Source organism: Ruegeria sp. G7 (assembly GCF_056535465.1).
The window spans coordinates 372,326-396,047 of record NZ_JBQFIL010000002.1 but is presented as its reverse complement, the minus strand read 5'-3'; the positions used below and the strand labels follow the sequence as shown (position 1 = coordinate 396,047).

At 57.9% G+C, this 23,722-nt stretch carries 22 protein-coding genes; 7 read left to right on the top strand and 15 right to left on the bottom strand.

All coding sequences use genetic code 11. The features are described 5' to 3' along the window. Window positions 1-43: 43 nt before the first annotated feature. From ACR3EN_RS18620 to ACR3EN_RS18610, 3 genes are all read left to right on the top strand, one after another. Window positions 44-1,672: an amidohydrolase gene (locus ACR3EN_RS18620; protein ID WP_480820352.1), complete on the top strand. Its 1,629-nt coding sequence runs from the start codon at window positions 44-46 to the stop codon at window positions 1,670-1,672. Beyond that, window positions 1,669-2,550, top strand: a complete 882-nt coding sequence (locus tag ACR3EN_RS18615) for a CobW family GTP-binding protein (RefSeq protein WP_480820354.1) — start codon at window positions 1,669-1,671, stop codon at window positions 2,548-2,550. The genes ACR3EN_RS18620 and ACR3EN_RS18615 overlap by 4 nt, the downstream gene beginning before the upstream one ends. Window positions 2,551-2,941: 391 nt before the next feature. Further along, complete coding sequence (locus ACR3EN_RS18610) at window positions 2,942-4,123, top strand: Hint domain-containing protein (RefSeq protein WP_480820356.1); 1,182 nt, start codon at window positions 2,942-2,944, stop codon at window positions 4,121-4,123. A gap of 89 nt (window positions 4,124-4,212) precedes the next feature. On the opposite strand, the gene ACR3EN_RS18605 is transcribed toward ACR3EN_RS18610, so the two are convergent. The 6 genes from ACR3EN_RS18605 to ACR3EN_RS18580 form a co-directional block, all read right to left on the bottom strand. Then, window positions 4,213-5,145 (bottom strand): alpha/beta hydrolase, encoded by a 933-nt coding sequence (locus ACR3EN_RS18605; RefSeq protein ID WP_480820358.1) that lies wholly within the window; start codon window positions 5,143-5,145, stop codon window positions 4,213-4,215. After that, the gene (locus ACR3EN_RS18600; RefSeq protein WP_480820360.1) at window positions 5,142-6,095 is read right to left on the bottom strand and encodes an aldo/keto reductase; all 954 of its coding nucleotides are present in this window, start codon (window positions 6,093-6,095) and stop codon (window positions 5,142-5,144) included. Before ACR3EN_RS18600 ends, ACR3EN_RS18605 begins: the two co-directional genes overlap by 4 nt. Further along, complete coding sequence (locus ACR3EN_RS18595) at window positions 6,092-6,982, bottom strand: carbohydrate ABC transporter permease (RefSeq protein ID WP_480820363.1); 891 nt, start codon at window positions 6,980-6,982, stop codon at window positions 6,092-6,094. The genes ACR3EN_RS18600 and ACR3EN_RS18595 overlap by 4 nt, the downstream gene beginning before the upstream one ends. Before the next feature lie 7 nt (window positions 6,983-6,989). Continuing rightward, entirely contained in the window at window positions 6,990-7,901 is a 912-nt protein-coding gene (locus ACR3EN_RS18590) for a carbohydrate ABC transporter permease (protein ID WP_480820365.1), read from the bottom strand. Between the two features lie 62 nt (window positions 7,902-7,963). Beyond that, window positions 7,964-9,241, bottom strand: a complete 1,278-nt coding sequence (locus ACR3EN_RS18585) for an ABC transporter substrate-binding protein (RefSeq protein ID WP_480820367.1) — start codon at window positions 9,239-9,241, stop codon at window positions 7,964-7,966. Window positions 9,242-9,269: 28 nt separating this feature from the next. Then, complete coding sequence (locus ACR3EN_RS18580) at window positions 9,270-10,379, bottom strand: ABC transporter ATP-binding protein (RefSeq protein WP_480820369.1); 1,110 nt, start codon at window positions 10,377-10,379, stop codon at window positions 9,270-9,272. Window positions 10,380-10,582: 203 nt separating this feature from the next. On the opposite strand from ACR3EN_RS18580, the gene ACR3EN_RS18575 reads away from it, so the two are divergent. Genes ACR3EN_RS18575 through ACR3EN_RS18565 form a run of 3 tightly spaced genes read left to right on the top strand, consistent with a single transcriptional unit; the run spans window position 10,583 to window position 13,241 of the window. After that, the gene (locus ACR3EN_RS18575; RefSeq protein ID WP_480820371.1) at window positions 10,583-11,236 is read left to right on the top strand and encodes a GntR family transcriptional regulator; all 654 of its coding nucleotides are present in this window, start codon (window positions 10,583-10,585) and stop codon (window positions 11,234-11,236) included. Between the two features lie 9 nt (window positions 11,237-11,245). Continuing rightward, window positions 11,246-12,406 (top strand): mandelate racemase/muconate lactonizing enzyme family protein, encoded by a 1,161-nt coding sequence (locus ACR3EN_RS18570; RefSeq protein ID WP_480820373.1) that lies wholly within the window; start codon window positions 11,246-11,248, stop codon window positions 12,404-12,406. Window positions 12,407-12,419: 13 nt separating this feature from the next. Then, window positions 12,420-13,241 carry an amidohydrolase family protein gene (locus ACR3EN_RS18565; protein ID WP_480820375.1) on the top strand — a complete coding sequence of 274 codons (822 nt, stop codon included), beginning with the start codon at window positions 12,420-12,422 and terminating at the stop codon, window positions 13,239-13,241. Here the strand turns inward: ACR3EN_RS18565 and ACR3EN_RS18560 are convergent. The 6 genes from ACR3EN_RS18560 to mgrA form a co-directional block, all read right to left on the bottom strand. Next, on the bottom strand, window positions 13,238-14,719 hold the full coding sequence (locus ACR3EN_RS18560; protein ID WP_480820377.1) for a sulfatase-like hydrolase/transferase: 1,482 nt from the start codon (window positions 14,717-14,719) through the stop codon (window positions 13,238-13,240). The two genes, ACR3EN_RS18565 and ACR3EN_RS18560, sit on opposite strands and share 4 nt — an antisense overlap. A gap of 236 nt (window positions 14,720-14,955) precedes the next feature. Next, a complete protein-coding gene (locus ACR3EN_RS18555) occupies window positions 14,956-16,248 on the bottom strand; it encodes a TRAP transporter large permease (protein ID WP_480820379.1) in 1,293 nt (430 codons plus the stop codon). A 23-nt stretch (window positions 16,249-16,271) separates the two neighbouring features. Next, window positions 16,272-16,778 carry a TRAP transporter small permease gene (locus ACR3EN_RS18550; RefSeq protein WP_480820381.1) on the bottom strand — a complete coding sequence of 169 codons (507 nt, stop codon included), beginning with the start codon at window positions 16,776-16,778 and terminating at the stop codon, window positions 16,272-16,274. A gap of 19 nt (window positions 16,779-16,797) precedes the next feature. Continuing rightward, window positions 16,798-17,808, bottom strand: coding sequence for a TRAP transporter substrate-binding protein DctP (dctP, locus tag ACR3EN_RS18545; RefSeq protein WP_480820383.1), 1,011 nt, complete (start codon window positions 17,806-17,808; stop codon window positions 16,798-16,800). Between the two features lie 346 nt (window positions 17,809-18,154). Continuing rightward, window positions 18,155-19,054 (bottom strand): NAD(P)-dependent oxidoreductase, encoded by a 900-nt coding sequence (locus tag ACR3EN_RS18540; RefSeq protein WP_480820385.1) that lies wholly within the window; start codon window positions 19,052-19,054, stop codon window positions 18,155-18,157. Window positions 19,055-19,078: 24 nt separating this feature from the next. Further along, window positions 19,079-20,116: an L-glyceraldehyde 3-phosphate reductase gene (gene mgrA, locus ACR3EN_RS18535; protein ID WP_480820387.1), complete on the bottom strand. Its 1,038-nt coding sequence runs from the start codon at window positions 20,114-20,116 to the stop codon at window positions 19,079-19,081. Window positions 20,117-20,388: 272 nt separating this feature from the next. Here mgrA and ACR3EN_RS18530 point away from each other — a divergent pair, with 272 nt between their 5' ends. Next, on the top strand, window positions 20,389-21,954 hold the full coding sequence (locus ACR3EN_RS18530; RefSeq protein ID WP_480820389.1) for a UxaA family hydrolase: 1,566 nt from the start codon (window positions 20,389-20,391) through the stop codon (window positions 21,952-21,954). Window positions 21,955-22,278: 324 nt separating this feature from the next. Here ACR3EN_RS18530 and ACR3EN_RS18525 read toward each other — a convergent pair whose 3' ends face one another. Genes ACR3EN_RS18525 through ACR3EN_RS18515 form a run of 3 tightly spaced genes read right to left on the bottom strand, consistent with a single transcriptional unit; the run spans window position 22,279 to window position 23,712 of the window. After that, a complete protein-coding gene (locus ACR3EN_RS18525; protein ID WP_480820391.1) occupies window positions 22,279-22,542 on the bottom strand; it encodes a hypothetical protein in 264 nt (87 codons plus the stop codon). Window positions 22,543-22,555: 13 nt separating this feature from the next. Continuing rightward, window positions 22,556-23,248 (bottom strand): NapC/NirT family cytochrome c, encoded by a 693-nt coding sequence (locus ACR3EN_RS18520; protein ID WP_480870461.1) that lies wholly within the window; start codon window positions 23,246-23,248, stop codon window positions 22,556-22,558. 29 nt (window positions 23,249-23,277) lie between these two features. Further along, on the bottom strand, window positions 23,278-23,712 hold the full coding sequence (locus ACR3EN_RS18515; RefSeq protein WP_480820395.1) for a nitrate reductase cytochrome c-type subunit: 435 nt from the start codon (window positions 23,710-23,712) through the stop codon (window positions 23,278-23,280). Window positions 23,713-23,722 lie beyond the last annotated feature (10 nt).

Below are 23,722 nucleotides of genomic sequence, written 5' to 3'. Positions count from 1 at the left end.
CGACCAAGCTTGGATAGCTGTTTGGAAACGGCAGGAGAGGGATATGGGCCAAACGTTTCTTTTCCATGCAAAAGCGGTCGTGACGATGGACCGGAACCTTCCATACGCAGACTATGTCGCGGTTCGGGACGAGCGCGTTCTGGCCGTTGGTGGGGCAGATTGCGCTGATCCTTGGGGCGGCGCGGACAGTTACATTGATCTTTCTGATAGCGTGTTGATGCCCGGATTTGTTGAAGGCCACGCGCATATGATGGCAGGTGCCATGTGGGACTATGTTTATTGCGGTTACCACGACAGGATTGACCCACAGGGGCAACTGCACACGGGCATGACCGACATTGAGCAGGTGATCGAGCGCCTGAGGGCATTTGAAGCAACTCTTGCACCAGATCAGCCCTTGGTGGGGTGGGGCTTTGATCCGATCTTTCTGACGACCGAACGCCTGGGTCGCCATCATCTGGATCAGGTCAGCACAGACCGGCCCATCGCGATCCTTTTCTCGAATTTTCATCTGCTCTGTGCCAATAGTGCGGCTTTGGCGTTGGCCGGGTACGACGCGGATACAAACGTTGAGGGCGTGATCAAGGGGGGCAATGGTCAGCCAACGGGCGAGCTGCAGGAGATGGCCGCCATGTTTCCGATCATGCGGCGCACAGGCATCGATTTCCGCGCGCTGACGCAAACGGAAGCTGCCATTCGATCCTATGGAGAGGTCTGCAATCGCGCGGGTGTAACCACCGTTACCGATCTCTTTGCCACACTCACCGAAGATGACATCGACCGCCTGATTGCGGCGACCAATAGTGAAAAATTTCCTGCGCGTCTTGTCCCTGCGCTGGGCGCAATGGGGGGCACCGCAGCCGAGATCGCGGATCAGGCGACGGCGATGCGCAAACGCTCGACAGACAAGTTGCGGCTGGGTGCGGTCAAGCTGATGACCGATGGTTCGATACAGGGCTGGACAGCGCGCGTGCGTGCGCCCGGCTACATCGGCGGTCAGCCAAACGGATTGTGGAACACCGCTCCTGAACAGATATTCCAGCTCTGTGAAGAGATGCAAAAGCGTGGCCTGCAAATGCATATCCATGTGAACGGGGATGAGGCCGCAGAGGTGACGCTTGACGCCTTGGAAGCCGCTGCGCGCAAGCACCCATGGCCCGGTGCGCGCCATGTGCTGCAACACTGTCAGATGATGGATGCAGCATTGTTCCACCGCGCTGCCGAACTGGGTGTCGCGTGCAATATCTTCGCCAACCACATCTGGTATTTCGGCGATCAGCATGCCGCTTTGACCATTGGTCCGGATCGGGCCCGCGCGATGGATGCCGTACGGGATTGTCTGGACGCAGGTGTAGTCACCGCAATTCATTCCGACGCGCCGGTCACGCCGATGGGCCCTCTGTTCACGGCATGGTGCGCCGTCAACCGTCAGACCATGAGCGGACAAACACTCGGCTATGCGCAATGCATCACCGTCGAAGAGGCACTTTACGCGATTACTCTTGGCGCGGCTCAGACGTTAAAAATGGATGGCGAAATCGGTTCGATCCAACCGGGCAAGCGCGCGGATTTTGTCATGCTGGGGGATGACCCTCTGGCCGCTGACCCGCGCGGGCTGAAAGACATACCGGTTCTGGGTACCGTGCTGGATGGCAAGGTCTATCGTCTATGAACCGTTTGCCTCTGACAGTGATCGGCGGATATCTCGGCGCGGGCAAAACGACCCTGATCAATCGCATACTGGGATCGGATCACGGGCTAAGGCTTTTCGTGCTGGTGAATGATTTCGGCGCAATCAACATCGATGCCAGTTTGCTGATTTCCGCCAGAGAGGACACGCTGGAACTGTCCAACGGCTGTGTGTGCTGCACAATGGGTGCAGACCTGTTCCTTGCTATCGGCGACGCTTTGGATCGTTGCCCGCGACCTGATCACATCATCGTCGAGGCAAGCGGTATCGCCGATCCGGCGCGTATCGCAAACGTTGCCCATGCCGAGCCGGACCTGCAGTATTCAGGAATTGTGACGGTTGTGGATGGCCTCCAGTTTGACACGTTGGCGCGCGATCCACTGATTACCGCGCAATTCAAACACCAGATCGCCTGCGCCCAGGTGCTTGCCATCAGCAAATCAGATCCAGGTGAGAGCTTGCTTGGCGATCTGTCAGCACTGAACCCCGGCGCAATCACGATGGCAAGCGATCAACTCGGGATCGAGCAGCTTCTGATGACGGGGCAAGACACTTCGTATCTAACGCAGACTGCGCATCCAGCCTATCAAAAATGGTCATATGCCGGACCACTGTGCTTTGATCAGGCAGAGTTATCCGGGGTGATGAGAAAGCGGCCCGAAGCGCTGTATCGTCTGAAGGGCCATGTGCGCGGAAGAGATGGTGTCGGGTTCCTGGTCCAGGTTGTCGGCCCCTCACTCGAAGTTTGTGAAGTTGCTCAGCCTGCGCAAACTGAGCTCATCGGGATCGGCCTGAGTGCCCGTTTGACCCCTGAGAGCTGCGACGCATGGTGGGCTGATGTCTGCGAGCGGGTGGCATAGACAACCGCCGAGTATGTGCAAAGGTGTCTTGAAAGGCACTTGGTGTGGAGCTGAGGTTTGATCAATCGGCGGTCCCGCTATGGCATTTTGCCAACCTGAAATCGGGCGCTGACACCACTTAGTCCGCTGCTTCGCGATCAATACTGCTGCGAGCCCGATCGCGGCAGTAAGTTTGGCGTCTTTAACACCCCTAATCGAATCAACGCGTTCGCCTTAGTACAGTTCTTGAAAAAAGGCGTGATAGCGATTGGTTCGCCTACGCCAAGTTGCACCTGCAGACTTTATTAAATAAACAGCGGCATACTGACTCCTGTCGCGTTTGATGCCGATAAGCTCAACTTAAAAGGGCGATTGGCCGGGACACGAATGGCCCCTGAAGCAGAGTAACGAAATGGCTTTCATCTCCGAGATTCACTACAGGACCGCGGACGTAGATGTCGCTGACAGCACGACCCATGAGTTCGTGGAAATCACTCTGGGGCCAGACGATGATCCCGCCGATTTCGTTGTTTCTTTTTATGGCAATGACGGCGCCCTTATGGATGACGGCGGCGACAACATCGAGGCGACGGGGGTGGTCAATGCCGAAGTCAGATTAAGCGACCTCGTTGGCGTCCCGGATCCGGATAATCCTAACTTCACGATCTATACGATTACGTCCACAAGCGCTGACCGGGAGTTAATCAACGCCACACCTAGCCAAGTGTCCGATGAGGCCAACTATGTTGCACTGACCAACACCTCAACGGGCGAGGTTGACGATGCGATCGGCATCGGAAGCAACGGCCCGATCACACTGACGGGCGGGGCCGCCGACGGTGCAACGACAACCAATGCACCAACGGTCGGGCCCGGTGAGTCGGTTCAATTCGACGAAGACGGCAATAACGTTTCGGGGCCGCGCACGCCGGACAACTCGGAAGTGCCGTGCTTCACCGCCGGCACGCTCATCGCGGTTCCCGGAGGTGTGCGATTGGTGGAAGACCTCGCAATAGGTGATGAGGTTGTCACGCTGAACAATGGCCCGCAGCCCATCCGTTGGGTGGGTCGCCGCTATCTTTCCGCCGCGCAACTCGATGCGAACCCCAAACTCAAGCCGATCAGGATTTGTCATCATAGCCTGGGTAATGGTTTGCCAAACCGTGACCTGTTGGTGTCCCGGCAGCATCGCATGCTTGCGTCGTCGCGCATATCCAAGCGCATGTTTGGCGATGCGCATTCACTGGTCGCAGCAATCAATCTGACCGAGATGTCGGGGGTTTCTGTTGTGGATGAGCCAGGTGACATCACCTATTTTCATCTGATGTTCGATCAGCATGAGATCATCTTTGCCGAAGGCGCACCGACAGAAAGCCTGTTTCTTGGCAAACAGGCGCTTGACGCTTTGAGTTCGCAAAGCAGGGAAGAGATATTAGCGATGTTCCCTGAGGTGGCGCGTGAGGGTTTTGCGCCAAATCCTGCAGCCCACCTGCCGATCCAGAAAAGGCAGAAGAATTTAGCCGCGCGACATATCAAGAACAGTGTCCCGCTATTGGATTCAGGTTGGCAATCGCCGCATGCGTCCAATCGCTGACCAAATCCAGATGCCCGTCGCACTCTAGCGTTGCGCGGTCCATCTGAAACATCAGTCGGATGTTTCGCGCCCCGTCGCCTTGCTGGGGCTTATTCGTCTGAAGCGACGCTCAGCCCGAGCAAAAGCGCGTGGATATAGTCGTTGGTCATTTCTTGGCCAATAGATGTGGCGTACCCCTGTATCTCGGCCCCATGAAACACGCCCGGATATGTTTTGATCTGGCAGGTCACACCAGCATCCGTCAGCCGAGACGCGTATGTGCATATATCGTCAAGAAACAAATCGGCCTCGCCGACGGCCAGAAAGGCGGGCGGTAATCCTGACAGGGTCTTTGCAACCGCAGGAACCGACGAAGCCTGCGGTGGCTTACCAGCAAGATACATATCCCAGGCGGCCAAGGATGTCGCGCGCGGCCAGCGCGGGACGTTCATCTTTCCTGACGCTGTATCGTGGCGTTGGTCGAGCATGGGGTAAAGGAGCAGTTGAAACGCAACCTCAGGCCCGCCCAGATCACGATTATGCAGCGCAAGGCCTGCTGCCAGCCCGCCACCGGCGCTTGCACCGCCGATTGCGATGCGCGACTGTGAGATCCCGAGTGCTTGGGCCTCATCTGCCATCCAGTTCAAGACCGCCCATGCATCATCCAGGGCAGCGGGGTAGGGGTGTTCCGGTGCCAGCCGGTAGTCCACTGAGAAGACGCGTACGCCTGCGGATTCGGCAAACAAGGTTCCAAACCAAGCGTCATTGCCATGGCCCAGCACATAGCCGCCGCCGTGCAGCCAGAGTAGCGCGCCTGTGTCATCGTTCGGCTCGGAGGGTTTGAACTCGTAAACGTCGATCCTACCATGTTCGGCATCGACCCTGTGGCGTGTTGGTTGTTTTGCGTTGGGAAAAAACGGGGTTGGATCGGCCTCAATTCTGGTTGTGCGATAGTATTCAACAGTCGCCGGCGTAAGCGGTGGTCGATTTGGAGTAGTCTCGAGCAAATACTGAAGTTCGGGGTCGATCCATGGGGTTTTCATTCGTCTGACGTCCCCGCTTCGAGGCCCGCCCAGAAGTCCTGAGGGATTTCGGTTTCGAACCAATCGAGAATTTGATGCAGTTCTGAGGGTGACTTTGGCCCGGGTACCACCGATTTGACGATGGAATGACGCAGGGGGAATTGCAGGGCTGCCGCTCCCAGCTCCACATCCCATGCTTGGCAATAGGCCAGAAGGTTTTGATGCCGCAGCGCCACATCTTCTGGAATTTCGCCGTAGTTGTAGGTGGTTCCGCCCACAAGCATGCCAGAGTTGAAGGGTCCGCCAATCACGATGTCGGTCCCTGTGGCGCTACATGCTTTGAACAGGGCTAACGCATTGGTCCGTTCCAACAATGTATGCCGACCAGCCAGTAGAATGAGATCAAAATCTCCATGCTGTAAAGCATCCTGACAGACCTGAGTTTCGTTCACGCCCAATCCGATCGCACGTACGTCTTTCGAGGTGCGAAGCTCTTCCATGGCGCGATATCCGCCTTTGTCGAAGAAAGCGGCAAACTGCGCGGGGGCGGCGTCGCGATGGGTTTGCTGGCCTAGGTCGTGGCAGAGAAGGATGTCGATCTTGGATAGTCCAAGCCGTTGAATACTGTGTTCAAAACTGCGCATGATGCCATCGTAGGTATAGTCAAATTCCACACGAAAGGGCATATGCGTCGGTGCTTGGATTTCCGGCTTCAGAAGGCGTCCAACCTTGGTCGAAAGCAAAACACCATCCTGTTCGCGCAGCGCGTCCCCCACCAAACGTTCAGACAGTCCGCGCCCATAAAAAGGGGCGGTGTCGTAATATCCGATACCGGCTTTGACGGCTTGACCCAGCATTTGGCGCGCGCCGGAAAGAGCGTCTGGGGACGCATCAAAGGCCAGTGTCGCGCAGCCCAAACCCAACTCGGACAATTCAAGCCCGGATCGGGTCAGCCTGCGGGTTGGGATCATCCCTTTTCGGCCCCGGCATTCAGGCCCGAGCGCACGTATTTCTGCGACACGAGGAAGACCAGAATGATGGGCAGGACGACCAGAATTGCGGCCTGAATTGCTTCGGGCTGACCGATGGGAAGGTTGTTTGCCGCCGCTTGCGGGTTCAGGGCCCCGGAAGAGTTGATCAGCGTGGTCAGACCCACCGGCAGGTTTTGCTTGCTGTCATCCGAGATCAGCACGAAGGCGAGGAAGTAGTTGTTCCAGTTGTTGACGAAGCTGAAGAACGCAACCAGCGCCAGCAGCGGTTTCGCCAGAGGCAGCGCCATGTGAATGAAGCACTGCAAGTGCCCGCAGCCGTCAATCCGGGCGCTTTCCACCACGCTTTTGGGCAGCGATGTGGTGTAGTAGATATAAGACAGATAAACGCCAAACGGAAAGAAGGACGAGGCGAGGATCAGCCCCAGATAGGTGTTGGTCAGACCCAGCAGCGTCATCTCAAGAAAGATCGGCAGGATTATCGCCTGCGACGGGGTGATCATAGCCACAAGCGTCATGATCAGGATCAGTTTCCGGCCCCGAAACTCTGACATTGCCAGCGCGTATCCGGCGGGAATACATGAGACCAGTGTCAGCGTCACGCTGCCTACCGTGTAGATGACCGAGTTCAGGGCCCAGGTCAGAATCTGGAAATTGTTGTAGCCTGCGAGGTTCAGAAAGGTTTCTTTCATTGTGGCAAAGCTGCCGAAGGCCAGCGGCGGATCGGAGATCAGCGAGCTTTCGCTGCGCGTGCCCGCAATGAACAGCCACAGCAGGGGCAGACCATAGACCACGACGAAGAAGGCAAGGATCGACCAGATCACAAAGGAGCTGATGCGCAGTTTGTTCTTGGGAAGAAGCGTATCCATGACGGGCCTAGTCGATTTTGTAGAAGCGGGTGGCGAAGATCAGCGTGAAGGCGATGATCAGGGGCAGGATCAGAGACAGCGTGCTGATCGCGGCGGCGACGCCGAAATCCCCAAAGCGGAAGGCGTAAAAGTAAGCCAGCTGCGTGACCGACCAGTCGGGTTTGTCGAACTGACCGCCAGCAAGAGACATCAGCTGAGGCTCGACAAAGATTTGCATCCCGACCGCCAGCGTCATGATCGCCATCAGCGTGATGGTCTTCGAAATCATCGGTATTTTGATCCGAACCGCCATTTGCCACGGATTTGCACCATCAATCCGCGCGGCTTCGAGAATATCGCGGGACAGGCCGGACAACGCGCCGCCTAGAACCACGATCCAGCCGCCCGAATTGCCCAGAAAACCCATCAGCGCAAAGATCCAGACCTCTCCCAACCCGCTGATGGTGCTTTGCCGGTTGTCCCAGCCTACGGCCTCAAAAACAAAGCTGAACGGCGACACCAAGGGGTCCAGCAGGAAAAGCCACAGTACGACAACGGCGGATGAGGCAATCGCGCCGGGCATGAAATAGACGGAGCGCACAATTGCGGCGGGACGCTCGGACAAAGTGTCCAGCAGCAGCGCAAGCAACGTCACGCCGATCACCATCATTGAAACCCAGACCACCACATATTGCAGCACATTCCAGATTGCCGGCACCAGACGATAATCGTTGAGGGCTTCGCGATAATTGGTCAGACCCCAAAATACGTTCTCAAAAGTGTCAAAGAAGCTGAGCCCGAACGCGTAGAGAACGGGGAAGACCGCGAACATGACCATCAGCGCCAGATAAGGCAGCAGCAGCGCATAGGACACCCATGTCTGTCTGCGTGCCGCGCGGCGCTTGCGGGTCTCTCGTTCGGTTTCCGTGAGTGATGGCATGGTCTCTCAGCCCTTTGGACCGGGCGCGCCGCATGTGGGTCGCGGCGCACCCGTTAACGGTTTCAGTCTGTCACGACCTTGTAACCGGCCAGTTGCGCGGCATTTGCAAACTCTTCCTGCAGCTGCGGCAGCAGAGATTCAAAGCTTGCGCCGCTGGCCAGATCGTTCACGACCGCCTTGGTAAAGCTGGCGCGTGTGTCCAGCCGCAGGGAAGCGTAGCCCGGATGACCGAACGCGGCCGCATCGACCATGGTTCCGAAGGACCCGTCGGTGCCGTAATAGCCGGACCCGTCAAATGCTTCACCCCATTCGACTGAAGCGGGCTGATAAGCGGGCATGGTCACAGCGGTGCGGTTCACGTCTGCATCGGTGGTCACGAACTTGAGCAGGTCGACAACTGCCTCGGGGTGCTCGGTGTCTTTCCAGCCACCCCAGACGCCGCCGCCCCAGCTCCAGATCAGGGGCTCATCCTGTGCCGCCCATTTCGGGGTCATGGCAACGCCGGTCACGCCATCGGCAAATTCATAGCGGCGCTTGATGATGAACTCTCCAAACCATGTAGGGCCGGGGATCATCAGCAGCTTATTGGCCTTCGCCAGTTCCAGAAACTCGGGATCGAAGGGCGCGACGCGGGCTAGCGCGCCGGAGTCCAGCATCCGGTCCACAAGTTGCGCAGCCTCGACACACTGAGGTGCGGTCGCATTGATCTTCAGGGTCTCCGGATCATCCGGCAGCGGCACTGCCAGTTCGCACCCGTTTGAGTAGAGGAAATTCATCAGCGGGATATGCATCGCCACCGCACCGGACACGATGCCCGAGTCATTGGCCGCCGCTGCTGCGCCCACGGCCTCATATTCCTCCCACGTGGTGGGAACGCTGAGGCCCAGTTCGTCCATCAGGGGCTTGTTGTACCACAGCATGAAATGCGCCACGTCGTTGCGCAGACAGATCAGCGATCCGTTGGCCTTTTCGCAGGGGGCCAGTGAGGTGGGGTAAAACCCGTCCACCGTTTCCTGATCCACCTTGTCCGAAAGCTCCATCAGGTAGTTCGCGCGCCGGGTCGAAAGCTGGGCGGCGAAGTTGACATCCTGCATGAAGATCGCGTCGGGAACGCCTTCGCCCGAGCGTAGGGCCAGTTGCAGCTTGGCGACCATTTCGTTGCGGGCAACCGACACGAACTCGACGTCGATGTCGTCGCGGGCTTCGTCGAATGCCTGATAGAAGGGCTCGCGGACCGGGTCGCCCCAGACCAACAGCTTAACCTTGTCTTGCGCGAAAGCACCCGTGGCGCAGATCGCGGCGGCGCATCCGAACGCCAGTGTTTTCAATGTCTTATTCATCCCAATTCCTCCCTCTTGGGCGCGTCAGTTATGGCTTGGTCGGTGAACAACGGTTTCCCTGCGGATTGAAGACATCGATCCGGTCAGCGGAAACCGTCAGAGTGACGGTCGTGTCGGTCTGGATTTTACGTTTCTGAAATGTCTGAACCGTCAGATTCTGGCCCAGACCCGCATTGACATAGGCATAGGTGATATTGCCCAGCCGGTCGGCAATCTCGACGGTTCCCTGAAGGCTGAGCACATTGTCCTGCTGGGTATCGGCCTCGGTGATGTGAAATTCTTCGGGGCGAATACCAAGGTCTATCTGATCGCCTTCATTTAGACCGGATGCGGCCAGGGTAATCTGAGTGTCGGGATGTCCCTCGATCCGGGCAACAACAGCGTCGCCTTCGACGGACAGAACCGTTGCCGCAAGGAAGTTGATCTTGGGCGAGCCGATGAACCCGGCCACGAACTTGTTTGTCGGCGCATTATACAGATCGTCGGGCGAGCCGACCTGTTGAACCTGCCCGTAATCCAGCGCGACGATGCGGTCGGCCAGCGTCATCGCTTCGGTCTGGTCATGGGTCACGTAGATCATTGTGGCCCCGATTTCGCGGTGCAGGGTCTCGATCTCAAGCCGCATCTGAGTGCGAAGGGCCGCGTCAAGGTTCGACAATGGCTCATCAAACAGGAACACTTTGGGCTTGCGCACAATGGCGCGGCCAATGGCAACACGCTGGCGCTGTCCGCCAGAAAGTTGCGCCGGCGAACGGTCGAGCAGCTCATCCAAATGCAGGATGCGCGCTGCCTCCATCACACGTTCATGCACTTCCGACTTGGGCATCTTGGCGAGGCGCAGGTTGAAGGCGATGTTGCCGTAGACGTCCATGTGCGGGTAAAGGGCATAGTTCTGAAACACCATGGCGATGCCGCGATCAGACGGCTCGTCATAGGTGACGTCATTCCCCTCGATCTCGATGACGCCATCTGTCACCGATTCCAGCCCCGCGATCATGCGCAGCAGCGTGGATTTTCCGCTGCCGGACGGGCCGACAAACACGACAAACTCACCTGCGTCGATGTCAAGGTCGACACCATCGAACAACTCGACGCTGCCGTAGGATTTCTTGATGTTCGACAACGAAACCTGAGCCATGTTTCAGGTCGCCTCCCGGTCTTGATACTGATCCACCCGGCCCGCCATTGCGGTGGGGCGGCTTGACAGGAGCCTAGACGGGAAAATTCTTTACGGCAAGTTTAAATATATTTAAAATGGCAATTGCGAGATTGACGAAGCCTTTTAAGTCGGCAATCATTAGTCAATTCTGATGCCAGATCAGCCAGGAGCTCTGCGGGGCAATGAAGATAACGCATAAATCCCAGGACCTGGAAAAGTTCGTTCAGGCTATCCTATCCGGGAAAATCAAGGTTGGCGAAGTCGTGCGCCAGGCTGAACTGTGCGAGATTCTTGGAACGTCAATGTCCCCGCTGCGCGAACTTCTGGTGCTGTTGGAAGAACTGGATCTGGTTGAGGTCAAGCCGCGCGCCGGTTTCAAGATCATCTATCCAGATCTCGATTTCATGCGCGAAAACATGCAGTTCCGCGTGATGATCGAAAATCACGCGCTGACCTTCTTCATCGATATCGTCACGGATGACTGGATCGAGGATCAGATCACGCGCCACCACGCGGCCCTCCAAGGTCTGGAAACCGCCGAGGACCTGACGGCCCACAACGCGTTCATTCTGGATTTCGACCGCGACTTTCACCGCACCATCGTGGCGTCGATGGAGAACAAGGCGATCACCAAGGCGCATGAATATACGCAGACCAAACTGCGTATCGCCCGGCAGGTCCACCGCCGGGTGCCGCCGCGCAAGATAAATATCACCGCGATGCAGGATCATCTGACAATCCTTGACGCGTTGAAAACGCGTGATCTGGCGCGCGTGCAAAAGGCGCTGGATGCGCATTTCACAACTTCGGCCCGCAACACTCTGGTCGGTTACTAGGACAGCGACATGACCCCCTCTGATCCGGACCCCATCAAGATCGACCGCGTGCAGGCCTTCGCGGTGTCGGCCCGTCCCCCGGTCGGCCCTGAATCCTCACTTGGCGCCATGCCGGTTCGCAACGGGCTGTTGATCGCGCTGACCTCAACCGATGGCGTTGTCGGCTGGGGTGAAATCTGGTGCAATTTCCCGCCCAGGGGAAATCTGGCGCGGCAAAACCTGATGCAGGATGTGATCGCGCCGCTTTTGATCGGAGCGCAGTTCGATCATTACTCGGACTGTCGCGCAACTCTGGAACAAAGCCTTGCGCGGATGATCATTCACACCGGCGAATACGGGCCGTTTGCCCATTGCCTGTCGGGGATCGACACCGCAATGGCCGATATCGCGGCGCGGCGGCGCGGTGTACCCTTGTCCGCGTTTTTGTCGGCGACCCCACCCGCATCCGTGCCTGTCTATGCCAGCACGCCGAACCTGTCGGATATGAACCGCTCGCTGGAACAGATCATCAGCGACGGGCACCGGGGCGTGAAGCTCAAGATCGGCCACGGGCTGGCCAGGGATCGCGAAATCCTGCGCGATGTCCGCGCGGTTGTCGGGGATCGGCTCGCCATCATGGTCGATGCCAACCAGAACTGGTCAGTGTCCGACGCGATCGAAACCGTGACGGCCCTGTCTGATGCAGGGCTGGGTTTTGTCGAAGAACCCCTGCGAGCTGATGCGCCGCTCAGCGATTGGGCCGAACTGGCGCGGGCGGTGGACGTGCCCATTGCAGGTGGAGAGAACATCACGTCCCTGACGCAGTTTCAGGATTTCATGGATGTGGGAAGGCTGGGTGTCGCCCAGCCGGATGTGGCCAAATGGGGAGGCGTCAGCGGCAGTTTCGCGGTCGGTCAGCACGCGGCAAAAGCGGCGGCCACCTGCACGATGCACTACATGGGCACCGGGCTTGGGCTTGCCGCCTCGCTTCACGTTCTCGCCGCAGTCGGCGGCGAGGGATTGGTGGAGCTGGACGCAAACCCCAATCCGCTGAGAACCGAGTTGGGAGAGATCGACCTAACTGTTTCAGAGGGTCGGCTCGCCGTCCCGCAGGGCCCCGGCATCGGGTTTGTGCCGGACTCTGGCGCAATAAAGGCCATGTCCGTCGGCAGCTTTGATCTGTCGCTTTGATTGGCGGCCCTTCGTGATCGATACGCATGTACACTTCTGGCGTCTGGCGCGAGGCGACTATTTCTGGCTGACTGACGCGCGTCCAAAGCTGTTTCGCGACTTTCTTCCGACCGATTTTGCGGATGTCATGGCCAAGGCAGGCGTGTCGGGATGCATTGCGGTGCAGGCGGCCCCAACCGAGGATGAAACACGTTATCTTCTTCACCTTGCCGAGCAGTATCCTTGGATCATCGGCGTCACAGGCTGGACCGATCTGACGTCCGCCGAGATCGACCGGGCGCTTGAGCGTCTTCGGCGGTTCCCCAAGCTGCGGGCGATCCGACCTATGGCGGGTGCCGCGCGCGGGGTCGAGTGGCTTGCGACCCCTGAATATACCGCTGGATTTGCGGCGCTGGCAAAGTCAGGGCTTGCTCTGGAAGCGCTGGCCTTACCGCATCATCTCGATTCAGTCGCGGCCGTCGCTCGCGCGCATCCCCATTTGCGCATCGTCATCAACCATGCCGCAAAACCTGCACTACAGGACTTGCCTGGCTGGTCAATAGCCATCCAACAGTTTGCCGATCTTCGTAATGTATTTTGCAAGGTTTCGGGTTTCACGCAGCAAAGCGTGGAGCCCGATCATCACCGTAAGGTTTTCGAGCACCTGATAAGGGTTTTTGAACCCGCGCGGCTGATGTGGGGCAGCGATTACCCCGTTCTGCTGGAGACCTCTGACTACGGTGAATGGCGGCAGATAACGCGCGACCTTCTCGCCGACCTCACGGCGGCTGAGAGGGAGCAAATTCTGCATCGAACAGCACTTGGTTTCTATCGCCGCGCGTCAGACGACAGCTAATCCCGCAGCAGGTAATTCTGATCTTCTTGCAGGTCCCAGCGGCAAGGATCGGCCGGGTTGGTGTTTTCAGCCCATGCCTTGAGCAGCAATTTGTCTGCCTTACGGCGTTCAATCAGATCGCCAATCTCTTGGGGGTCCCAATCCCGCAGGACCAGATTTCTGAGCCTTTCCGCGATCTCGGCATACTCTGGGGCCTGGCTAAGATCGCGCAGTTCCAAAGGGTCGGTTTCCAGATCAAAAAGCTGCGCCGGATAGGTATGGTAGTAGATGAACTTGTATCGACCCTCGATGACGGCACGTTGTTGCACGGCCTGTCCTTCCGCCCAGGCGGGCATGTCATCGGTGCAATACTCAATGAATATGGGTCGCGTTGCTGCGGCATCCGGGTCTGTGATCAGGTCGGCAAAGCTGGTCATGGTTGCGTTCGGCAGCGTCGGAGCATTGACCAGAGACAGAATCGTGTTGCCCAACCCGCCCGTCTCGACGGGTTCACGGATTTCGAGACCGGGCGCGATGTGACCGGGCCAGCGCATGATCAGAGGCACGCGGATCGCGTCGTCATAGAATGTGTGTTTCCAGAACAGACCACGCTCACCAATATGATCCCCGTGGTCCGAGACATAGACGACCAAAGTATTGTCTGCACACCCGATTTGATCCAGCGTCGCCAACAAGTCCCCGATGTGACGGTCGAGTTGACGAACCAGTGCATAGTAGCTTTGGCGCGCACGCTGAACCTCTTCAGGTGAAACGTCGCCGACCTGTTTCAGCTCGCGCCAGCTGCGGATCCAGGGATGTTCATCATTCGGGGGATGGGCAACGTGCGGGGTCGGAACACGCGCAGCGACGGCGTTGAAATCCCGTTCGCTGGCCACATAAGGCGGATGCGGCAGCATGAAGCTTGCTGTTAAGCAAAAGGGCTCGTCCCCTTTTCGCTTCGCATGGTCTTGGAGAAACGCGATACTGGCGGCCAAGACATCTTCGTCCATGAGTTGATAAGAGCTTTGGCCGGGTCCCGATTTCTCGATGCTGTCCTTGAAAGGGCCGCTGGTTTTGCTCAGCTTTCCCAGACTGCGCCGCGCTACGCCGGGCCAGCTGGGGCTGTGATCTCCGATTGGGCGCGAGACGTAGCCACGCAGTTGGTCGGGACCAAGTGAGTGCATACGTCCGATCAGAACCGGTTTGTATCCCACAGCGCCAAGACCGTGCAGCCATGTCGGGTGCGCGCTGTCGAGGATATCGTCATTGGTCCAGCAGGTTTGTTCATGTGGTCGCAGACCTGTCAGCATGGACATCCGGGCCGGCAGGCAGACAGGCGACGGGCAATAGGCGCGATCAAAGCGCACCCCGCTCTGGGCAAGCCTGTCGAGGTTCGGAGTATCCGCGCCGATGTCGCCCGCACAGCCCATGATACGGGCAGCATGTTGGTCGCTGAAAATGTACAAGATGTTGGGGCGGTCAGATGATCCGGTTGTCATGATTTTCACCATGCCATGCGCGGAATGGGTTGCCTAGCCAAGACTGCCCGCCAACACTTGCTTGGAAAACACCAGGGTTGAGGTGCGGCGGCGTTCAGTCGCGGCAGGCACAGGTATCTTGATAGTTCCCTCTCGTGTCGGAGGGTCTGCTGCCTATACATCCAACATCCTCCGGATCGATACCGGCCAACGCGCTTTCGGTTCCATTCTCTTGGGTGTCTTGCGAGGTCCTCTTGTCAGAACAAGATATCCGGTAGAAACAGGGCCAGCGCCGGGAACAGCGTCAGGATTAGGATAGTGAACAGGTGAATAAGCCAATACGGCACGGTTGCGACCGCAACGCGGCCAAGGCTGACCTCGTTGTTGGTGAGGGCGCTCAGCACCGACAGGTTCAGCCCAACCGGTGGCGTGACCTGACCGATCTCGATGACGATGGTGATGATGACCCCGATCCAGATCGGATCAAAACCCAGCCCGGTCAACAAGGGAAACACGACCGGCAAGGTCATGATCATCAGGGAAAGGCCGTCGAAAAAGCAGCCCAGTACCAGATAGATCAGCACTACGATCAGCAGCACGCTATAAGTGCCCATCCCGCTTTCCGCCACCACCTCAAGGATCTGTTGCGGCACGCCCAGAATGCTGGTCGATTTCGCCAATATGGTCGCGCCCAGCACCAAAAACCCGACCGAGGCGAACAAGAGAACGGACTGATAGACCGCCTCGACAAGCTTCTTCCAGGTGAGATCACCCCAAATGGACGAGATGATGACGGCCAGCACCACGCCTACTCCGGCTGCTTCGGTGGGTGTGGCCAGCCCGCCCACAATGCTGCCGATGACTGCAATGATCAGCGCCAGCAACGGCCAGATCTGTTTGAAGCCCGCCAGTGTTTCGCGCAGAGGTAACGGGGTCTCATCGCGGGGGGCGATGGCCGGGTTTCTGGCGCTTTTCACGAACAGGTAGGCCATGAACATCAGCCCAACCAGAAAACCCGGGATGATACCGGCAGCGAACAGGCGCCCGATCGAGGTTTCGGTCAGCGCGCCATAGATCAGGAACGACAGGCTGGGCGGGATCAACAGGCCAAGCGTACCGCCACCGGCCAGACTGCCCACAATCGTATCCTTGTCATAGCCGCGTTTGGACATCTCAGGATAAGCGACCGAGCCCACTGCCGCCGCTGTTGACAGGCTGGAACCGCTGACCGCTCCAAACAGCGTGCAAACCGCGATATTGGTGTGCAGCAACCCGCCCGGGATGCGGCGAAACAGCGGGGAGAATGCAGAATACGCCCGCTCGCTGATGCCGCTGCGCAAAAGCACTTCGCCCAGCAGGATGAACATCGGAACCGCGCTGAGGGTGAACGAGTTAAAGACGCTCCAGATTGCGTCTACGGCGAGCGATGTGGCCCCGTTCGAGAAGAAATGCAGGATCAGAAGCCCGGTCAGGCCAAGGGCCGCCCCAAGCGCCACGCCCGTACCGGCGGTGGCAACCAGCGCACCTGTCAACGTAAGCCAGAATGACATGTAGAGGCCTCTTTTGCCGGGGATTATTCGATGTCAGCGTCGGTGTCGGGCACCCGGTCCAGCACGCCGACCAGCCGCGCCACCAAGATGGACATGGTCAGCGCAAGCGACAGCGGCATCAGCGCCATCCATGGCCAAAGCAGTATCCGAGTGGTTTCGGTTTTGAGGCTGCGCTTGAACGCGAACTCAAACCAGGGGATTGTCTCGACGATCAGCCAGAGGAAAAATGCGATACCGACCAGAAGGGCTGCGATCTGCATCGCGTCATGCAGTCTGCCTTTCAGCATGTCGGCCAGCAGCGACACGCGAACATGCTTGGCGCGCAGCGTTACCATCGGAAGGCCCAGAAACAGCGAAACACTCAGCAACAGGCCAACGACTTCTTCGGTAATATGCAGCGGCGTGTTGGCAAATTTACGCATCAAAACGCTGGTCACGATAAGGCCAACGATCGCGATCATCCCCAAAGCCGCCGCCGCAGCGCAGGCAAGGGCCAGACGATCCAGCCCCTGCGCAATGATGTGTTTCAAACCTCGGCCCATCTGAGGGTCAGCGGCCCAACGCTGTCAGGACACGCTCACGATAGGCAGGCGCGTTGCCACCAGCCTCTTCTGCAAGCTCGGCCCAGATTTCGGTGACATTCGACACAAACAGGTCACGGTCTTCCTGCGAGAAATCTTCACCCCAGGTCACGCCTTCCTCGCTCAGCTTGTCGCGCGCGGCCAGTTCGCGTTCGAAGTCGTCTTCATATTGATTTGTGCGCTCCCACAAAGCGTCTGCCGCCGTTGCAATCGCCGCTTTGGTGGCGTCATCTGTGGCTTCCCACTTATCGGTGGCCACGCCGATCACGTAAGGACCGGACGCCATCGGATACAGGTAGGACGCATATTTGGCGACCTCCTGCAAAGAGACCGTGTGTGCGTAAAGTGCCGGATAGAGCGCACAGTCGACCACGCCGGTTTTCAGCGCCACATACATCTCTTCCTGCGGAATGATCTGCGCGGCCACACCGAGGCGTGTGAAGGTTTCGACCTGATCCCGCGCCCAGACGCGCAGCTTCTTCGACTTCAGGGCGTCGATAGTGCGCACAGGCTCATCCCGGCAGAAGACCGAGACCGAAAGCATCGGGATCGGAACATAGCCTACCGAGGTCACGCCCCAATCGGTAAACTCCTCTTCGTAGATTTCGCGCACAGTCGGGATTGCTTTCTCGAACTCTTCAATCGAACCGATGGTGCCCTGAACCACAACCGAGCTGAGCGCAGGTGCGTCGCGCCCCAGATAGTTCGCCCAGATCAGGCTCATCTCAACCGCGCCTTTGGGCAGGAACCGGAGGGTATCGGTATTGGGCAGGCCCAGCGAACCTCCGCTATAGAGCTTCAGTTCGTTCTCACCCTCAAGGGCGGCGTTTACCTCTTCGACAAAGCGTTCCAATTCCGCGGTTTCGGGACGGGTCTCGGGCAGGAAATTGTTGAATCGCCACTCTTCGGCAGTGGCGACGGCGGCGACCCACAGGAAGGCTACCGCGCTGGCGGTTGCGGTTTTGAAAACTCTCTTCATGCTTTTCTCCCTAATTGAAAACTCTGTGGTTCATCTGTCTTCATGCTTTTTGACTTATCTGCCTTCAACGGGCGAATTTGATCTCTGGTTTGAGGTAGATAAGCGTTATCACGAACTGCCGGTTGCAAGCATAGAAAGAGACACGCTTCTTGCAAGGCCCAGCTGTGCTCCCATACCAGCGCGGTATCAGATGAGACATCGTTCGAAAGCTGCTCTCTTCTGGATGAGCGTTCAAAGACTACTCACCTGGGATAGATGGTCGGCTTGTATTGAATGGATGATCGTTCGCAATTGACCCAGGCTAATTGGTCAAGGAATGCTTGCGGAAGTTGGGGGACAGCTAGCGCTACTTACCCCTGTCCAACCCATTCATCTGCGCGATAAAATCCGCCAGCATCGGGAGGTAGCGCTCTCCTTGCCCGGCTGCCTCCATTGCTGCAAATGCGTTCCGCACATCTGCTTGCACCGGGTTCAGCGCGCCCACGCTGTTGGCCAGATTGGTCAGGTACCGCATATCCTTGTGGGCATTCGTGATGCTGAACTTGTGGGCGTTCTCATCCCGCTCCAGTGTCCATTTCATGAAAGTCTCATAGAACCCGTTCGACAAACGGCCGGGGCGGATGATGGAATCCACTTGCTCGACGGTCAGGCCTGATTTCTCGGCGATCGCCAGCGCTTCGGAATAGAGCGCTGCGTAGCCCAGTGAGATGAAGTTGTTGATCAGCTTCATCTTGTGCCCCAGACCAACCTCGCCCAGATGCACGGCCAACCCCGACCAGCATTCCAGAACCGGCCTTATCTTTTCGAATGTTTCCGGCGTTGCGCCGACCATTGCGTCCAGCGTGCCCGCTTCGGCCTCTACCGGAGTTTTCGCCAGAGGGGCATCGGCCAAATCCATTCCTGCCGCGCGCAGTTCAGCGGCCAGTTGCAGGGTTGAGACCGGATCAGAGGTCGAGCAATCGATAACGATCAGACCCTCTTTGCCAGACGCCAAAATCCCTTCGGGGCCGCGCACGATTTGTTCCACTTGCGGGCTGCCGGACACGCATAGGTGGATGATATCGCACTGGTCGGCCATGTCCCTGGCCGATTTGACCTCGGTCGCACCGCGCTGCAGCAGATCATCGACGGGTACACGGTTGCGGTGCCCCATCACAACCAGCGGATAGCCTTTCTGAACGATGTTCTTGGCCATGCCGTGCCCCATCAGGCCGACACCAATGAAACCTATGATAGGCTTGTTCATGTTCGTTTCCTTATTCAAATCGGATTATGCGTTCGAGGATTGCGACCACAGATTGACGTCGCCATTGGCAGAATAGAGGTCAATTTCGGCCAGCTCATCGGGTGTAAATTCGATGTTCTTCAGGGCCCCCACGCAATCAATGATCTGGTCTGATCTTGAGGCCCCGATCAGCGCCGTTGTAATTCCACCGTCGCGCAAAACCCATGCCAGTGCCATCTGGGCCAACGTTTGCCCCCGACGTTGGGCAATGGCATCCAGGCTGCGCAGGTTTTCGATGGTTTTGTCGGTCAGCAAGTCCGGATTCAGCGATTTATCATCTGCGGCCCGACTGTCCTGAGGGACGCCATTCAGGTACTTTCCGGTCAGCATTCCTTGCGCCAGCGGGGTGAAGGCGATGGAGCCGATGCCGAGCTCTTTCAGAGTATCTTTCAGCCCGTCCGTCTCGACCCATCGGTTGATCATGTTGTAGCTGGGCTGATGAATGACGCAGGGTGTGCCCAGATCCCTCAGGATCGCAGCCGCCTCGCGCGTGCGCTGCGAGTTGTAGGACGATATCCCGACATAAAGCGCCTTTCCGGACCGCACGATCTGATCCAGCGCGCCCATCGTCTCTTCCAGCGGGGTATTGGGATCGAACCGGTGCGAATAGAAGATATCGACATAGTCCAACCCCATACGCTTGAGGCTTTGATCGCAAGACGCGATCAGGTATTTGCGGCTGCCCCATTCGCCGTAAGGCCCGGGCCACATATCGTAACCGGCCTTGGATGAGATAATCAGCTCATCCCGGTATCCGGCAAAATCCGTTGCCAGGATTTGCCCAAAGGCCTCTTCGGCGCTGCCCGGAGGGGGGCCATAATTGTTGGCCAGATCAAAATGCGTGATACCCAGATCAAAAGCTGTCCGACATAGCTCTTGCTTAAGGCCATGTGGCTTGTCCGATCCGAAGTTATGCCATAGCCCCAGCGAGATCGCAGGCAACTTCAGCCCGCTGTTGCCGCAGTGGTTATAGATCATGTCGTCGTATCGGCCCGCGCGGGGCACGTAGGAACTTCTAGCCATAACAAGCAGTCCTTTAAGATGAGCTGGCGAGGTCTTCACGACCCTGTGTGGTGGTGCATGTCCCGCATTGCCCGGAACCTACACTGTATGGGGGCGTCACATAAACAACTTTCACCCGCCTAATAACAATGTCTTGAACACAGACTTACAAGCGAATGCCGCGTTCGACCCATTGGCAGGGCTGTTGTTTTGGCGGCTATGGCGCTATCACAGACGCGAAGTTGTTTTGCGGGCTGCGTGTGGACGGACTTGCAGATTGCCGTTCAGTCCGCATGACAACGAAGAACCTGGAACAAGTCGGGAAATTCGGAATGGGTGCGATCAATGGCGGCGATCTGATCCGTCTCCAAGAGGCTGATAACATCGTCATCGCGGCCCGTACACTGGATGCCGGGGTGGAATTGGCCGGGATCACACTGACCAATCCGGTGCCGTCAGGACACAAGATCGCAACACAGGATATTGCGCAGGGCGATGCCGTTCGCAAATACGGGCAAGTGATCGGGTTTGCATCCGCGAACATCCAGGCCGGAGAGCATGTGCACTCTCACAATCTGCAATTCGAGCCGCTCGAACTTGATATGCGTGTGGGGCAAGATCTCAAAGATGTTGACTTCGTGCCCGAGCCAGACCGTGCCCAGTTCATGGGGTATCATCGTCCCAACGGCCAGGTGGGCACGCGCAATTTCATCGCCGTGCTGACATCGGTGAACTGTTCGGCCACCGCAGCACATATGATCGCTGCCGAAATCACGGATGACGAACTGTCCGAGTACGAAAATGTCGATGGGGTCGCCGCGTTTTCGCACGGAACTGGCTGCGGGATGGCGATGAACAGCGATGGGTTCGCCAACCTGCAACGGGTGCTTTGGGGCTATGCGCGAAATCCCAATGTCGGCGGTGTTCTGTTCGTCGGCTTGGGGTGTGAAGTCAACCAGATCGATTTTCTACTTGAAGCTTATGGCTTGTCGCAGGGGCCGCGGGTCCGGACCATGAATATTCAGAACATGGGCGGGCTGCGCCAGACGGTCGAGGCGGGTCTGCGCGAAGTGCGTGAGATGTTGCCGATCGTCAACGCGGATCGGCGCGCTTTGGCCCCCGTGTCAGAAATCACGTTGGCGCTGCAATGTGGCGGTTCGGACGGCTGGTCAGGTGTGACGGCAAACCCGGCGCTTGGATATGCGGCGGATTTGCTCGTGCGTAACGGCGGCACGGCTGCTTTGGCCGAGACGCCAGAGATTTATGGCGCGCAGCATCTGTTGACCTGCCGCGCCCGGGACGAAACCACCGCCGCCAAGCTGATTGAACGCATTGAATGGTGGGAACGGTATACGGACATCAATGGCGGGTCGATGGACAACAATCCGTCGCCGGGCAACAAGCGAGGTGGTCTGACAACCATTCTCGAGAAATCTCTGGGCGCGGTGGCCAAAGGTGGGACCACACCGCTGAACGGAGTTTACCGCTATGGAGAGCCGATCGATACGAAAGGATTCGTTTTCATGGACAGCCCCGGCTATGATCCGGTCTCGATTACGGGTCAAATTGCCTCGGGCTGCAATATGGTAGTCTTTACGACGGGGCGCGGCTCTGCCTTCGGCTCCAAGCCCGCGCCGACGATCAAGGTGGGGTCGAACTCGGCGCTATGGGGCCGGATGCCGGAGGATATCGACCTGGACGCAGGTGTCATTGTCTCGGAAGGGCAGGGCGTCGAGGCGGTTGGCGAAGCACTGTTCCAACGTATCATCGAGGTCGCCTCAGGTCAGCCCAGCAAATCCGAGGCGCAGGGTTTGGGTGATCATGAATTCGTTCCCTGGCAGATTGGCGCGGTCATGTAACGACTGCAACCCGCCGTCACGATCCTTGGGGCCGAGAAGCTATATCTCTTCGCTGGGCGGGCTGCTGGACGTTACTGAACATGACTTCCGAGCGGCAATTCGATTTGCCCCAGTTCAGGCTGGAACAATGACGTCCGTTTCAGAGTCGGCACTTTGGCATCTGAGCAAACTTCTTAAGGTCGGGACCCATTGATCTCCGAGGAGCATCGTGGCCAGTCTGAAAGACTGGCGGCGTGTCGCCGCAAGCTACGAAAGACCCCTGAAAGTCTTCCCAGCAGCCGCGCACACGCCGCACTCGTCATTTATGGGCTATAAGCTCTGAGCTTAAGGTCTGGCTTGCGTTCCTTTGATGCGGATAGCGCTGCCTAAGCTGCCCGCACACACTCCAACCAGTATTGCGATCACGAGCTCAAGCGCTTCGATGTGAGCGAATTGGAAACCGGCAAAGACCAGTGTTTCCAACACCCCGACAAGTCCACCCAACGCAGCGCCTAGCCACACTTGTCTGGTCATCATTCCCAGCGCCAGCCCGAGTATACCGGGCAGGCTGAGGATGTTGCCACCGATGGTTCCGAGTATCTCTAACATCTCTGCGCTCTCCTTAGTCCGAGCTGTTGTTCAGGAACGTGCGGATATCGTCACCGTCCGCGGCTGCATGTTCCTGCAGAACCTCACCGTCTACCGCGTCTGCAATTTTCTGGTAGGTTTCCAGATAATTGGGCGGGAGGCTGTGGGCGATACCCTGGTGGCAGTCGATACAGGTCATGCCGGTATCAATCGCGCGATGGTGTTCTGAGGCGGCGCGGTTTTCCTGCAGTGTGAAGTCCATATAGTCGAAGTTGTGACAGTTGCGGCACTCGCGGCTATCGGATTCCTTCATCTTCTTCCACACAGCCGACGCCATGGTCAGGCGGTGGTCTTCGTATTTCTCGGGCGTGCTGATGGTGCCTGCCAACTCGTGGTACACGTCCTTGACCGCCATGATCTTCGCTTTGATCTTGTGGTTCCATTCATCCGGCACATGGCAGTCCGAGCAGATTGCGCGCACGCCCGAATGGTTGTTGTAGTGGATCGTCTCGCGGTATTCGCCCAGATTGGTTTCCATCGTGTGGCAGGACACACAGAATTCTTCAGTATTGGTCAGTTCCAGCGTCCAGTGAAAGCCACCCCAGAATAGGATGCCCGCCAGAAATCCGGCCAATATCAGGAACCCGGAACTGAACAGGACCGCCGGGGTCCAGAAGGCGTTCCAGATGCGACCAATCCAGCCGCGTTTTTCAGGGGAGTCGGCCATTTTGGTGCTCCTTTCAGACTTGCGATGGATTAGTTGCCAGAGGATTCAAAGACGTTCTCGATCAATGCCGGGGCATCGGCCTGAGGAACGTGGCACTGATTGCAGAAGTACCGGGTCCCTGCGATCTGATCCAATTCGCGACCTTCGCGGTCCAGATAGTGGGTCATCGACAGGGTCGGTGCATTGCGCTCGCCCGCCTTGGTCCAGTCATGGCAGGACAGGCATTGATTGGTGCGCAGATCAATCTGGTATTGCTCGACCGAGTGGGGGATCAGCGGCGGCTGTTGACGGTAGTTGCGCACCATGCGGCCTTCGACTGTTTTGTGGACGTCGTCCAATGGGATGAGTTCATCAACGTCAGCCCCGCGCAGGGTCTCCACCTGGGCAGATTGGGCAAGGGCGAACCCGCTCAAGAGTATGACGGGGATCAGGGCGGCGACGCCTGTAAGGATTGGCTTGTTCATCTGGGCACTC

Coding starts and splice junctions, on each gene's coding strand:
- ACR3EN_RS18620 (WP_480820352.1), top strand. CDS start 44: ATGGGCCAAACGTTTCTTTTCCATGCAAAAGCGGTCGTGACGATGGAC.
- ACR3EN_RS18615 (WP_480820354.1), top strand. CDS start 1,669: ATGAACCGTTTGCCTCTGACAGTGATCGGCGGATATCTCGGCGCGGGC.
- ACR3EN_RS18610 (WP_480820356.1), top strand. CDS start 2,942: ATGGCTTTCATCTCCGAGATTCACTACAGGACCGCGGACGTAGATGTC.
- ACR3EN_RS18605 (WP_480820358.1), bottom strand. CDS start 5,145: ATGAAAACCCCATGGATCGACCCCGAACTTCAGTATTTGCTCGAGACT.
- ACR3EN_RS18600 (WP_480820360.1), bottom strand. CDS start 6,095: ATGATCCCAACCCGCAGGCTGACCCGATCCGGGCTTGAATTGTCCGAG.
- ACR3EN_RS18595 (WP_480820363.1), bottom strand. CDS start 6,982: ATGGATACGCTTCTTCCCAAGAACAAACTGCGCATCAGCTCCTTTGTG.
- ACR3EN_RS18590 (WP_480820365.1), bottom strand. CDS start 7,901: ATGCCATCACTCACGGAAACCGAACGAGAGACCCGCAAGCGCCGCGCG.
- ACR3EN_RS18585 (WP_480820367.1), bottom strand. CDS start 9,241: ATGAATAAGACATTGAAAACACTGGCGTTCGGATGCGCCGCCGCGATC.
- ACR3EN_RS18580 (WP_480820369.1), bottom strand. CDS start 10,379: ATGGCTCAGGTTTCGTTGTCGAACATCAAGAAATCCTACGGCAGCGTC.
- ACR3EN_RS18575 (WP_480820371.1), top strand. CDS start 10,583: ATGAAGATAACGCATAAATCCCAGGACCTGGAAAAGTTCGTTCAGGCT.
- ACR3EN_RS18570 (WP_480820373.1), top strand. CDS start 11,246: ATGACCCCCTCTGATCCGGACCCCATCAAGATCGACCGCGTGCAGGCC.
- ACR3EN_RS18560 (WP_480820377.1), bottom strand. CDS start 14,719: ATGACAACCGGATCATCTGACCGCCCCAACATCTTGTACATTTTCAGC.
- ACR3EN_RS18555 (WP_480820379.1), bottom strand. CDS start 16,248: ATGTCATTCTGGCTTACGTTGACAGGTGCGCTGGTTGCCACCGCCGGT.
- dctP (WP_480820383.1), bottom strand. CDS start 17,808: ATGAAGAGAGTTTTCAAAACCGCAACCGCCAGCGCGGTAGCCTTCCTG.
- ACR3EN_RS18540 (WP_480820385.1), bottom strand. CDS start 19,054: ATGAACAAGCCTATCATAGGTTTCATTGGTGTCGGCCTGATGGGGCAC.
- mgrA (WP_480820387.1), bottom strand. CDS start 20,116: ATGGCTAGAAGTTCCTACGTGCCCCGCGCGGGCCGATACGACGACATG.
- ACR3EN_RS18530 (WP_480820389.1), top strand. CDS start 20,389: ATGACAACGAAGAACCTGGAACAAGTCGGGAAATTCGGAATGGGTGCG.
- ACR3EN_RS18525 (WP_480820391.1), bottom strand. CDS start 22,542: ATGTTAGAGATACTCGGAACCATCGGTGGCAACATCCTCAGCCTGCCC.
- ACR3EN_RS18520 (WP_480870461.1), bottom strand. CDS start 23,248: ATGGCCGACTCCCCTGAAAAACGCGGCTGGATTGGTCGCATCTGGAAC.
- ACR3EN_RS18515 (WP_480820395.1), bottom strand. CDS start 23,712: ATGAACAAGCCAATCCTTACAGGCGTCGCCGCCCTGATCCCCGTCATA.